The 12,896-nt window shown below is 53.6% G+C and carries 8 protein-coding genes and 2 pseudogenes; 5 read left to right on the top strand and 5 right to left on the bottom strand.

Features of this window, described 5'->3' with window-relative positions; genetic code table 11:
- Positions 1–47: 47 nt before the first annotated feature.
- The 3 genes from lepA to ABRZ28_RS17330 all read right to left on the bottom strand — a co-directional run bounded on the left by lepA (position 48) and on the right by ABRZ28_RS17330 (position 4,214).
- Complete coding sequence (gene lepA, locus ABRZ28_RS17340) at positions 48–1,847, bottom strand: translation elongation factor 4 (protein WP_150437332.1); 1,800 nt, start codon at positions 1,845–1,847, stop codon at positions 48–50.
- A gap of 188 nt (positions 1,848–2,035) precedes the next feature.
- A complete protein-coding gene (locus ABRZ28_RS17335) occupies positions 2,036–3,133 on the bottom strand; it encodes a metal-dependent hydrolase (protein WP_150437333.1) in 1,098 nt (365 codons plus the stop codon).
- A 130-nt stretch (positions 3,134–3,263) separates the two neighbouring features.
- Positions 3,264–4,214: a Gfo/Idh/MocA family protein gene (locus ABRZ28_RS17330; RefSeq protein ID WP_223881674.1), complete on the bottom strand. Its 951-nt coding sequence runs from the start codon at positions 4,212–4,214 to the stop codon at positions 3,264–3,266.
- A gap of 340 nt (positions 4,215–4,554) precedes the next feature.
- Here ABRZ28_RS17330 and ABRZ28_RS17325 point away from each other — a divergent pair, with 340 nt between their 5' ends.
- The 5 genes from ABRZ28_RS17325 to ABRZ28_RS17305 all read left to right on the top strand — a co-directional run bounded on the left by ABRZ28_RS17325 (position 4,555) and on the right by ABRZ28_RS17305 (position 10,476).
- Positions 4,555–5,556 (top strand): alpha/beta fold hydrolase, encoded by a 1,002-nt coding sequence (locus ABRZ28_RS17325; RefSeq protein WP_150437335.1) that lies wholly within the window; start codon positions 4,555–4,557, stop codon positions 5,554–5,556.
- 355 nt (positions 5,557–5,911) lie between these two features.
- Positions 5,912–7,153: an MFS transporter gene (locus tag ABRZ28_RS17320; RefSeq protein ID WP_150437336.1), complete on the top strand. Its 1,242-nt coding sequence runs from the start codon at positions 5,912–5,914 to the stop codon at positions 7,151–7,153.
- Positions 7,154–7,168: 15 nt separating this feature from the next.
- On the top strand, positions 7,169–8,245 hold the full coding sequence (locus tag ABRZ28_RS17315) for a sugar phosphate isomerase/epimerase family protein (protein ID WP_150437337.1): 1,077 nt from the start codon (positions 7,169–7,171) through the stop codon (positions 8,243–8,245).
- Positions 8,238–9,389 (top strand): Gfo/Idh/MocA family protein, encoded by a 1,152-nt coding sequence (locus ABRZ28_RS17310; RefSeq protein ID WP_172290885.1) that lies wholly within the window; start codon positions 8,238–8,240, stop codon positions 9,387–9,389. Before ABRZ28_RS17315 ends, ABRZ28_RS17310 begins: the two co-directional genes overlap by 8 nt.
- Before the next feature lie 106 nt (positions 9,390–9,495).
- Positions 9,496–10,476, top strand: coding sequence for a LacI family DNA-binding transcriptional regulator (locus ABRZ28_RS17305; protein ID WP_150437339.1), 981 nt, complete (start codon positions 9,496–9,498; stop codon positions 10,474–10,476).
- A 526-nt stretch (positions 10,477–11,002) separates the two neighbouring features.
- Here ABRZ28_RS17305 and ABRZ28_RS17300 read toward each other — a convergent pair.
- Positions 11,003–12,017 (bottom strand): annotated as a pseudogene (locus tag ABRZ28_RS17300) (IS110 family RNA-guided transposase).
- A gap of 571 nt (positions 12,018–12,588) precedes the next feature.
- A pseudogene (locus ABRZ28_RS17295) lies at positions 12,589–12,891 on the bottom strand (winged helix-turn-helix transcriptional regulator); the annotation flags it as partial.
- Positions 12,892–12,896 lie beyond the last annotated feature (5 nt).

Raw genomic sequence — 12,896 nt, 5'->3', positions numbered from 1 at the left:
AGGGCGATCTGTGTGCTTCGGCCGCCGTATCCGGCGGCGATGGATAATCAGCCGTCAATCGCCAAAATCGCCATAAACGCCTCGCGTGGGATTTCCCGTTTTGAAAACCCGATGTTGTGTTTCTTATTTTCGCGTTGCTTGCGAATGAGCCGTTTTTTCTGCGAGAGGCTGCCCTGAAATCCTTGTGCCAGCGCGCTTTTGCGCAACGGTGGGATATCTTCCCGCGCGATGAAGCGGTTTTCCACTTTTGCTTGCACCGGCACCGGATACAGCTTGCGCGGGATGACGTACTTCAGCGTTTTCACGATTTCGGACGCCCGCGCCCAGGCTTTTTGTCGGGCGATGATAAAAGAAAAGGCGTCCACCAGTTGGTTATCGAGATAAATATCGCAACGCACCAGATCGGCGCGGCGATAGCCTGAGAGTTCGTAATCCAGCGTGGCGTAGCCCTGGGTGAGGGATTTGAGCGTATCAAAAAAGCCGAAAACCATCTCATTAAGCGGGATCGCCCAGGTCAGACGCACGGCGCCGCCGTCCAGATAGCGCATATCCACAAACTCGCCGCGCCGGGAGGCGCAGAACTCCATCATGGCGCCCACATAGGTATCCGGGGTATGAATGGTGCTGACGACATAAGGCTCTTCGACGTAATTCAGCACGTCTTCGCCCGGAAAATGAGCCGGATTATCGACGCTCAGGCATTGGCCGTTATGTAACCAGACGCGATATTCAACGCTTGGCGCGGTGGCAATCACCGAGATGCCGTATTCCCGCTTCAGGCGCTCGCGGACGATATCCATGTGCAGCATCCCCAGAAAACCACAGCGGAAGCCCGCGCCCAGCGAGGCGGAGACTTCCGGTTCAATGTGCAGCGCCGCATCATTAAGAGACAGTTTATCCATGGCGTTGCGCAATCCTTTCAGATCGTCATCCGCATCGGGATAAAGCCCGGAAAACACCATCGGTTTCATCTCCTGATAGCGGGAAACCGCTTCGGTTGCGGGATTCGCCGCCAGCGTCAGGGTATCGCCGACGCGGATCGCGCCCGCATCTTTAATTCCGGCGGCGATATAGCCCACTTCTCCGGTATCCAGTTTTTCACACGGCTGGCGTGCGGGTAGGAAAGCCCCGGTTTCAGTGACCTCAAAGCGAAAACCGGATGACATGAAACAGAGAGCATCGCCGGTGTTGATGCTGCCGTCCACGATACGCACATGCATGATGGCGCCGTGATAAGGATCGTAATGGGAGTCAAACACCAACGCCCGGAGCGAGGTGTGCGATTCGCCGAGCGGGGAGGGGAAATGCCGAGCGACGAACGCAAGCACGGCGGCCACACCTTCCCCGGTTTTTGCCGATACCGGCAACACCGTGCTGATATCCAGGCCGGGAATGTCGGCCAGTTGCTGCATCACGCCGGCGATATCGGCTTGCGGACTATCAATTTTGTTCAGGACCGGCAGTAGGGTCAGGCCATGTCGTCGAGCCAGATTGAGATTGGCGATGGTCTGAGCCTGAACGCCTTGCGCGGCGTCAATCAGCAGTATCGCGCCTTCGCAGGCGGCCAGGCTGCGCGAAACTTCCGCGGAAAAATCGACGTGTCCCGGCGTATCCACTAGATTGAATTGATACTGGCGGCCCTCATCGCTCTGATAGCGCATACGCACCGTTTGCAGTTTGATGGTGATGCCGCGTTCACGCTCAATATCCATGGAGTCGAGCAGCAGTTCCCGCATGTCCCGCCGGGCCACGGTAGAGGTGAGTTCAATAAAACGATCGGCCAGCGTGGATTTACCGTGGTCGATATGGGCGATAATGCAAAAATTGCGAATGGAGGAAAATGACATGGGAATGGCCTTTTACATCACTGTTCCGCTTATCAACCAGCACGGTTAATCAAGCGAACAAAAAAATCCCACTGAAGATTGACTCAGTGAACGCATAATCAAAACGATGTAAAAGTAGATAGCCGGGGCGGATGATAACGCATTTCACTTTTGCCGCGCAAGCGCGCGGCAAAAGTGAACGCCGACGGTTATGACGATGCCGGCTTGCCGACCGGCATGGCGAGATCGCAGGTGTGCGCCGCGGATGTCTCTGCATAGGGCGCCGACCAGGCGGACAGCGGCAAAGGCGGTTGCTGATGAAAAATACGTTTCATCATCAGCTTCAATTCCGTCAGGCTGGGCATGCCGCTTGACCAGGCGGAGGGAACCACGGTGACCCACTTCCCATCGGCGGCGCATTCGGCCATTTTGAAACGAAAGGTGTACTGCCCGGCAATCCCCATTCGTAAGTCGCTGACGACCAACGCGTTACCGATGATGTCGTAACGCAGCCAGTCATTGGTAAACCAGCGCAGCCTGTCGTGCAGCGGTACGCCGTTTACGATGTGCGCGATATCGGGATGAAGCGGAAGACGAATCCATTCTGGTGGTCTATCGTCAAACCAACTGCTTACGGATTCGTAGTAGTGGCCGTCCGGGGTTTTGGCGATGACGCGCCATATCAGAGCATTGAACGGCATGGACACGGCGCGTAATTCCGTCACCGCGATCCCCTGATTGCGCATGGCATGGGAAACCCGCTGTTCAGCCAGCATGCGTCCGCCCATCCCAAAAGCAAGGTAGGCGGTACTGAGCGCCAGCGCGACGGATAATATACGGATACTGCGGGTATTAAGTCCTTTTCGCGCGGCGAAAACCACGGCAGCCAGCAACGGTAGGGTGTAGGCGGGGTCAATGATGAAAACCGCCGACCAGCTTTCAGGCACGGCGGGAAACGGCCAGAAGAGCCGGGTGCCGTAGACGGTAAACGCATCCAGCAGCGGGTGGGTGATAAGGACCAGCCATAAGGTGAAAAACAGACGTCCACGGCGATAGGGCGCATCGGGCCAACGCCGCCGAATCAGCCAGGTCAGCAATCCCGCCAGTCCGGTCAGCACAAAAAGGGAATGCGTAAAACCGCGGTGATAGGTCATCGCCGACACCGGATCGGCATAAGGGATGAGTACATCCAGATCCGGCAGGGTTGCAAGCGCGGCTCCGTAGAACAGGGCGCGCCGTCCCTGCGTCCGCCCCAGCAGACTGCCTTGTATTGCGCCTCCCAACAGAGCCTGTGTGACGGAATCCATGGTGATGATCCTTGCTTTTATCCAGTGGTTATTGTCCGGCGATACGCGCCGAATGAACATGGGCGGCATAGCCTATTGCCCGTCGTTTCGCCGTCGGGCTGACGGCGCCCGCCGCGCGTTCATTCTTTCATCATGGCGTCATTCTGGATGACTCAAGGATACGCACAGCTTGCATACTGATATCAAGCATAGTGTTTGCCGCCGCCGTGTCGTTGTCATCGATGATTTCATTGAATTTTTTAAATTCATAAAAGTGCCGGTGTTTTCCCTGATTAAAGTCCAGCTCTTCTGATGCGCCGTCATTCCGGTTTATTGTGAATTTTGTCATGCTATTGAGCGGCGTTCTAATAACGATATTTCCGGTTGTGCCCTGAATGGTATTGATTATCGGGGCTTTGCAATCCTTTGCGCCAATGCTTGATACTTTGAAACCCGGATAATCAAGAGAAAGTATCCCGCTGGTATCCACGCCCTTCTCTATATTCGCCGAGTAGCTGAATGTCTTCGGCGAACCGAAAAGTCCAATGATGGCGTGGATATTATAGATGTTGAGATCCATCAAGGCGCCGCCATATTTTTCCTTGTCGAACGCAGGGTGGATAATTCCTTTTTTGAAGTCGTCATAACGGGACGAATACTGGCTATAATTAAGTTGAACGATTTTTATATCGCCAATGTCGTTGATTTTATTTTTGAGGTCGGCATAGGCCGGGAGATAGTGAATATTCATGGCCTCAAGAATGATTAAGTTATTGTTCTTCGCCAGTTCATACAAGGAGTAAAGCTCGGCAAGGTGCGGAACAATGGGTTTTTCGATAATAATGTGCTTGCCTTTTTCGAGGGCTTTTTTGGCGAATGTATAATGTAAATGATTGGGCAATGCTATATACACGGCATCGCAGTCGCTTGCCAGCAATAAATCGTAATCGGTAAATACGTTGCGAATACCGTATGTTTGGCTCAATGCCTCGCCCTTGCTCTGGGAGTGTTCTGTGGCAAGAATGGCATCCAGAGTCAGGTCGAGTTCTTTGAGGACGGGTAAAAGCTCTTTGACAATCATACCCGTACCAACAATTGACATTTTCATATGTTCTTCGTGTTACCTCTCGATATGGCCGTTTTGCCGTTGTCTTCTTTTTACCCGAAGTTCGGCGTGGAGTAAATTTCAATGACGCCCGGCTTGCGACCGGACACTTTCGCCTATAGCCAAAAATAACCGGCCCAGCGCCGTCAATGTTCTCGCTTGCGGGCACCGAAGAACCATCGATGGATATGGCCGACATGATTTAAAATATATTGTTTCCAATGTTGATGCTTTTTAGTTGTTTATCAATCCAGCGGATTTAACTAAGCTTTTCTGTCGATCTTCAAACTACTGTCCCCGTGCATCCGGCCGGATAACACCTGCAAGGTAAAACGTTATGCGTCATATCATCAAAATAGTCAGCGTTATGTTATTAATGGCTTCCGCCTGTTCTGTCCATGCCGCCGATGTGGTAACGGCGCTTGGCCGGGATTTTACTTTTCCGAACAAAATTGAAGGATTACCGCAAAAATTGTCGGATTTCAAGGGATTACAGATAAACACATTTACCACCAGTGACGGCGTCAAGCTGAGCTACTGGGAAGCGGGAGCAGGCGATCCCCTGATTTTTATTCCCGGCTGGTCGGGGAACGGGGCGGAGTATGTCAATATTATGTCTCTGCTCAGTAAGCAATATCACGTTTATGTGCTTGACCCACGGAATCAGGGGTTGTCGCAAAATGTGGAGTACGGCAACCGATTGTCGCGTTACGGCGCCGATCTTAAAGAGTTTACCGACCATATCGGCGCAAAATCCGTGAACCTTTGCGGCTGGTCGATGGGGGCGTCGGTCATCTGGTCGTATATCGATCTTTTCGGAACAAAAAATATCAACAAGCTGATTTTTATTGACGAACCGATTTCTATCTACACCCATTCGGACTGGTCGGAAAAAGAGCGTCTGGAAGCCGGCGGAATGACGACCTCGCCGGAACGCATGATTGCGGCATTTACCCAGGGCGCGGCGACCAATAATCAGATTGTGGATATGGCCGCAATGGAACGTTACGCGGCGATGGACTCGAAATATTTTCAAAATTCAGAGGCGCTTGCGCGTGAATTCATAAAAAACGATCCCAAATTTCTCTCGCTGGTGCTTTTTGACCATGCAACAAACGACTGGCGTGACGTGATCCGCCATAAAATTAATGTGCCGACCGCTATTTTCACTGGCGATTACAGCCATAACGTTCCCAGTCAGCAATGGATGCATTCCGTTATTCCGGGATCGGAATTGTTTGTCTACACGAAAGAACAACAAGGGGATCACTTCCTGGCGTTCAAAAATCCGCTGCGTTTTACCCAGGATGTCGTGACTTTCCTTAATAAATCGAAGTGAAACGCGCTTACGATGCCGGCGCAACGGAATTGCGCCGGCCGTAAGCGCCCCGGCGGCCGGTTCCAGGCGCTGGACAGCAGCCGGAGCGCGTTCTATTGGGACCGCCGCCGGCGTTTATCCAAAATCCTGATTTCTCCGGCCGACGCGTTCCTTCCAACCAGACGACGCCTTTATCCCTTATAACCCTTTTCCGTGATGCCCATAGAGGCGACGCGTTGTCGCCTTGCCTACCGCCAGGTTTTATCGTGACTGCTATCCCAAATTTGAACAGGGATGGTGTAACCTTAAAAGTAATCGATTACATTTTAGTTGTGTTTTTTTTGTAATCGATTACTTTTACCTGGTGAGGCTGAAAATGATGTCAACAACGGGAAGTAGTGAAAGGGCGGGCGCGCAGCATCGGTTTATTGTGCCGCGGTTATCGCTGATGATGTTTCTGCAATTTTTTATATGGGGAAGCTGGTCGGTAACGTTGGGGCTGGTGATGACGCAGCACAATATGTCATTGCTGATTGGCGACGCGTTTTCCGCCGGACCGATAGCCTCTATCCTGTCGCCGTTTGTGCTGGGAATGCTGGTTGACCGCTTCTTCCCGTCGCAAAAAGTGATGGCGGTCATGCATGTGGCCGGCGCGGCCATTCTGTGGTTCGTGCCGCAGGCGCTGATCAGCGAAAACGGCACGCTGCTGATCGCGTTGTTGTTCGGCTATACGCTTTGTTATATGCCGACGCTGGCATTAACCAACAACATCGCCTTTCACAGCCTGAAGGATATTGATAAAACCTTTCCTGTGGTGCGGGTATTCGGCACTATCGGCTGGATCGTCGCCGGCATTTTTATCGGCGTGACCGGTATTTCCTCAACGGTGCATATTTTCTCATTGGCGGCGATATGTTCTATGGTGCTGGCGGTTTATAGCCTGACGTTGCCGCATACGCCGGCGCCGGCCAAAGGCTTGCCCGTGGCGTTGCGCGATCTGCTCTGTGCCGATGCGTTTGCCTTACTGAAAAACCGGCATTTCTTTATCTTCGCGCTGTGCGCCACGCTGATTTCCATTCCTCTCGGTACATACTACGCCTATACAGCCTCTTATCTTGCCGATGCGGGGGTGCAAGACGTCAGTACCGCCATGTCTTTCGGCCAGATGTCTGAAATTTTCTTCATGCTGGTGATCCCGCTGTTGTTCAGACGGCTGGGGGTGAAATACATGCTGTTTATCGGGATGTTCGCCTGGTTTGTTCGCTACGCGTTCTTTGCGCTGGGAGTGAGTGAAGAAGGCCGCTGGCTGCTGTATATCGGTATTCTGTTGCATGGCGTCTGTTATGACTTCTTCTTCGTCGTCGGTTTTATCTACACCGAGCGTGTGGCCGGGGACAAAGTCAAGGGGCAGGCGCAGAGCATGATCGTCATGTTTACCTACGGGATTGGGATGTTGCTGGGGTCGCAGATTTCCGGCGCGTTGTACAACGCATTGGTGGCCGGTCAGACGGTGCCGCAGGCATGGGTGACGTTCTGGTGGATCCCGGCGGTTGCCGCAGCGGTTATCGCGCTTATTTTCCTCTTTTCGTTCAAATATGACGAGAAAGAGAGGGTTTGAGTATTCGGAGGTGAAATGAAAACCATTAAGGGGCCGGGGATTTTCCTGGCGCAGTTCATCGGGGAGCAATCCCCGTTTAATACCCTCGAGGGGCTGGCGGCATGGGTCTCTTCTCTGGGATATAAGGCGCTCCAGATCCCTTGTAATCATAAAACGATTTTCGATCTGGAACTGGCCGCCGCCAGCCAGACCTACTGCGATGAGGTTAACGGCAAACTGGCGCAGCATGGCCTGGTCATCAGCGAGCTGTCCACGCATCTGGAAGGGCAACTGATGGCGGTGCATCCGGCCTATAACGATGCGTTTGACGGTTTTGCGCCCGACGCGGTGCGGGGGGATAGCGCCGCCCGCCAGGCCTGGGCGGCCGGCATGCTGAAACGGGCCGCCCAGGCCTCGGAACATTTGGGGCTGCGGGCGCATGCCACCTTTTCCGGCTCTCTCGCCTGGCCGTATATTTATCCCTGGCCGCCGCATAATCAGACGTTGCTGAGCGAAGCGTTCCATGAACTGGCGCGCCGCTGGCGGCCGGTACTGGATTGTTTTGACGCGCATGGGATCGACGTTTGTTATGAAATTCATCCTTGCGAGGATTTACATGATGGCGCGACCTTCGAACGTTTTCTGGCACTGGTGGATCATCACCCGCGCTGCAATATTCTGTTCGATCCCAGCCATCTCTATCTGCAACACATGGACTATCTGGCGTTTATCGATCTCTATCACTCGCGCATCAAAGCGTTTCATGTGAAAGATGCCGAATTCACCGTCAATGGGCGAAGCGGCGCCTACGGCGGTTTTCAACGCTGGTCGGACCGCGCCGGACGCTTTCGCTCGCCCGGCGATGGCGCTATCGACTTCAAAGGCATTTTCAGCCGGCTGACGCAACATGACTACGACGGCTGGGCGGTGCTGGAATGGGAGTGCTGCCTGAAAGACGGCGAAACCGGCGCGCGCGAAGGCGGCGAATTTATTCGCCGGCACATTATACCTGTCGCCGATCGCGCGTTTGACGATTTCGCCGCGGCAGTGGAGCGTCGCGCCGACGTGCGCAGAATATTGGGTATCGCGCCGGGGGAAACGTCTCATGATTAATGTCGGCATTATCGGCACCGGTTTTATCGGGCCGGCGCATATCGAAGCGATCCGCCGTCTGGGGTTCGTCCGGGTGGTGGCGCTCTGCGACACACCGTTAGAGGTGGCGCGCGCCAAAGCGGCGCAGCTCAATGTCCCGCATGCGTATGGCGATGTGGACGCGTTACTGGCGCATCCCGGTCTGGATGCGGTGCATAACTGTACGCCGAACCACCTGCACGCGGACATTAACCGTAAGATCCTCCGGGCCGGCAAGCACGTTTTTTCCGAAAAACCGCTTTGTATGACCGCGGATGAAGCGCGAGAATTGGTTCAAATGGCGCAGGAGGCCGGCGTGGTGCACGGCGTCAGTTTCGTTTATCGCCAGTTCGCCATGGTCCGTCAGGCGGCCAGCATGTTGCGTCATGGGCAGGCAGGCCGTCTTTTCTCGGCGCACGGCAGCTACTTGCAGGACTGGATGCTGCTGGAAAGTGATTACAACTGGCGCGTCGAGGCGAATATCGGCGGCGTTTCGCGCGCGGTGGCGGATATCGGCTCTCACTGGTGCGATACGGTACAGTTCGTCACCGGACGGCGCATTACCGACGTCATGGCGGATTTATCCATCGTCTGGCCGACCCGGAAAGCCGGCGTGCGGGGCGGCTCGACTTTTACCGCGCGTCAGGAGGCCGGCGGCGATGAAGACCGCCCGGTCACCACGGAGGATATGGGGTTCGTGCTATTTCGTTTTGATGACGGCAGTAAGGGGGGTTTTCATGTTTCGCAGGTCTGCGCGGGCAGAAAAAATAGCCTGAGCTTCGAGGTGAACGGCAGCGAGGCGTCGGTGGCCTGGGATCAGGAAACGCCGCAGAAACTCTGGGTGGGGCATCGCAGTCAGCCTAACCAATGGCTGTCGGACGATCCCGGTCTGATGGAGCCGGATGCGGCGGGGTGGGCGCACTTTCCCGGCGGTCATATCGAAGGATGGCCTGATGCGTTTAAGAACATGATGTTGCAGTACTATTCCGCTATTCGTAACGGTAAAACGCCGGCGCCGGATAGCCGTGGGTTCGCCACTTTCCATGACGGCGCCAACGTGATGTTCATCATTGAGGCGATCATCAAAAGCCATCGGCAGCAGCGTTGGGTCAGCGTCGCTTCCTGAACGGATTTCCCGATGCGCAAGGATGGCGTCGGGCTTTGATTCAGTCCCCCGTTAAACTGTGATAGCCTTCCCCAATAAGTGGTTAATTCCAGGATATGTCATTGTTATGTCAATTCAGAAAATCGCCAGGCTTGCCGGGGTTTCAGTGGCGACGGTTTCCCGTGTGCTGAACAATATCGATACGGTAAAACCGAAAAACCGCGAACGCGTACTTCAGGCTATCAGCGAGAGTAATTACCAACCCAACTTACTGGCGCGCCAGCTCCGAACCGCCCGGAGCTCCATGATTCTGGTGATGGTGTCGAATATCTCCAATCCCTTCTGCGCCGATGTGGTGAAAGGCATTGAAGAGGAAGCGGAAAAAAACGGCTATCGCATTTTATTGTGTAATTCCGGCACGGATATTCAGCGTTCCATATCCAGCCTGAAGCTACTCTCCGGCAAGATCGTCGACGGGATTATCACCATGGATGCGTTCTCGAAACTACCGGAATTAACCACCATGATCGATCGCATGCCCTGGGTTCAGTGCGCCGAATATGCCGACGACGGCGGCGTCTCCTGTGTCGGGATCGATGATATCGATGCCGCCGGATTTGTCATCCAGCATTTGATCACGCGCGGACGCGGCCGTATCGCATTGATTAACCACGATCTGAGTTATAAATATGCACGATTGAGGGAGCGGGGTTATAAAATGGCGCTGGAACGGCAAGGGCTAACCTACCGCGCCGTCGAATACGCCAGCGATCTCACCTTCTGCGCCGGCAAAACGGCGATGGAGAATCTATTGCGGGGCGAACGTCGTCCCGATGCCGTGTTTGCGGTTTCGGATACGCTGGCGGCGGGCGCGATGCGCGCGATTGAAGAGGCGGGACTGTCCATCCCCGATGATATGGCGATAGTGGGGTTTGACGGCACGGAACTCTCGGAGATGGTATCGCCGCAGTTAAGCACCATCGCCCAGCCATCCGCCGACATCGGCCGCAAAGCCGTGGGGCTGCTGCTGAATAAAATCAATAATCCCGATTCGCCGGCGGAGCGGGTCGTTCTGGACTGGCACTTTATTTCACGGGCCAGCGTCTGACGGCGCACCGCTTATCAGGTTACACGCGTGGCGCAGAGCATTCATATCAACGTTGCAGCAAGGGCCGCTCTGAGGTTTTTATATAATATTGTAATTATGCTCTAGGGATACCGGTGCGCATCGTGTGTAATAATTAACCATGTCACCCCGCTAGTTTTTGCTGCGGCAAGAATGCTGGTCTAGCCGAGCGAACTCCGTAGTATATTGATTACGGGATGCCCTTTTCACAGATTTTGCTTGCGTCATGGTTCACTATATGAACGCATCCCGTTTGCAAGGCTTCAATTGTGTTGACGTTGATGGTCGGTTGTAGCTCTATATCCGACCTTGGCGCAGCCGGTGCTGCGGGCCTCGATGAGATCCGCTGACTCACGCCTTATTCCCTGAATGAGCTTAAAGTTCAAAGGACCATCCAAGTTTAGTTAGTCATGGTCTTACCTGTCGTTGCTATCTCTACGGCTGCCCTCGCAACCTTTCAGTATTCATCCTTATTTTGAAAGAGTTAATGTTTATCAGCCCATACCCTTCAGAACGGCCTGATGCTGATGTGTTTTTTGTCGCAGGTCCAGTTATGTGCCGATAGGGTACATACTGTACGCGCTATCTTGTTAGCCATCCCCAGCACGGTTACGCTGGCTGGCCGTCTTTTCATCAGCTCTGTTACCCATGGATTTGGCTCTTTCGTCAGCAGCGTCGCTGCCCTTGTACCATGGATAAACAGCGTCTTCAGACAGGCATCACCGCGTTTACTGATGCCCGGGAGCCGCACCTTGCCGCCTGTACCAGTTTGATCAGGCACCAGACCGATGCAGGTCGCGTGAACGGAAGGTTCCCGCATCTATCATCATGGCGACAGCGGCGGTAGTGACCAGCGGGCCAATGCCCGGGATATCCATGAGCCGCTGACAGGCTTCATTCTGTTTCGCCCAGGCGGCAGGCAGTTTTTCAATGCTATCTATCTACATATCAAGGTCGCTGAGCCGTCGGTACTGGTCTTCAATCTGGTAAATAAGGAACGGCGGCAGATTTTCCTTCAGATGTTCATGTACCTCAGGCTTCGTCTTGTCCAGTGATAACCGGCTCTTACGCACCGTTTCGCCGAACACCGGCAGTAATCCATGCAGCACGTTGAGCTGTGCGGTGCGGAACTTCACCAACTGACGACGCATTTTCTGCAGCGACAGTGCGGCCTGCGGCTCTTCAGTTTTGACGGCGACAGCTTTAGACGGTTGCTGGATCGCCATCTAGATAGCGCGGCATCCATCACGTCATTTTTGTTGCCCATTATGAAGGGATTGACGAATTTGCCCTGTAACCTGAAGCAATCTGACCTTATGCCCTAGCTTTTCCAGCTCACGGGCCCAGTACTGATAGCCACCGGGGACCTCCATAGCAATCAGATAAGATTCACGATTGCTGACATATTCTAGCAGTGCTTCGCGCTTAATCTGTTTATCGATAACTTCACCGGTATGCTCATCAATGAAGTGGATCTGCATCAGATGTTTTGCAATATCGATGCCAACAGGGGAATATTTCATCTTGCTGCTCCTCCAGTTATCGGGGAGCTTTATGCGTACCGTATTGGGCATCATGATGCCGTAAAGCTGCGAGGATCCATTCCTCATCTGCTGAACCCTTCGCCGCTCTCAAATAGTTGGGATCAGTTCATCTCACTCATTGCTACGATTTTACTGGATTAATAACGTGTCCACTATTCGTTGGCAGGATTACTGGAACGATGTCGACCGGGAGGAAAAACGGCGGATATACCACTAGGGAAATGGCAATTTCAGCATCGATGGAGAACAGATCAAGCTGGGTGAAAGGATGTTTAAATAGCGCTATCTCATGAATTAAGTCACTAGCCAATGGCTGGCGCAGGCTCTTACAGTCAGAGCTGTACATTTCGAAAATTCCGCTTAAGGGAAACCGGAGCGGGCTTTCTGCTAATCGGCGTCATTACCCTCAGCTATCCAATCCCACCAGTTACGCTTCTTCGACACATACTTCTCTTCAAACCTAAACCTTTGACACCATATTCGGCGTCATTTCCTCCATATCGAATGCTTGCCGCGCGGCTTCGACCGCGGGCAGATAGCTTCGGGTTCATGCGCACAGTGCCTCGATGGGGTCTTTAAGCGTTCGGCCCAGCGGGGTGATTTCGTATTCAACGGCAATGGGTGAAGCAGTGATCACCCAGCGAACAACAATACCATTGCGTTGTAGCCGCCTGAGGCTTTGCGCCAATGACTTTTGGGTGATGACTTTCAGCTCGCGTTTGAGCTCATTAAAGCGCAACGGTTTTTCACATAGGGAAGCGAGGATCAGAACGGGCCATTTATCTGCAATTTGCTCGAGTAGCAGACGATGAAGGCATTGAGTGGCGGAACAGTCTTCCGGTTTTTTCAGCATAGAGG

This window comes from Brenneria sp. g21c3 (genome assembly GCF_040240345.1).
Lineage (GTDB): Bacteria > Pseudomonadota > Gammaproteobacteria > Enterobacterales > Enterobacteriaceae > Brenneria.
Note: the sequence above shows the minus strand (reverse complement) of the source record. Positions and strands in the feature narration are given on the sequence as shown.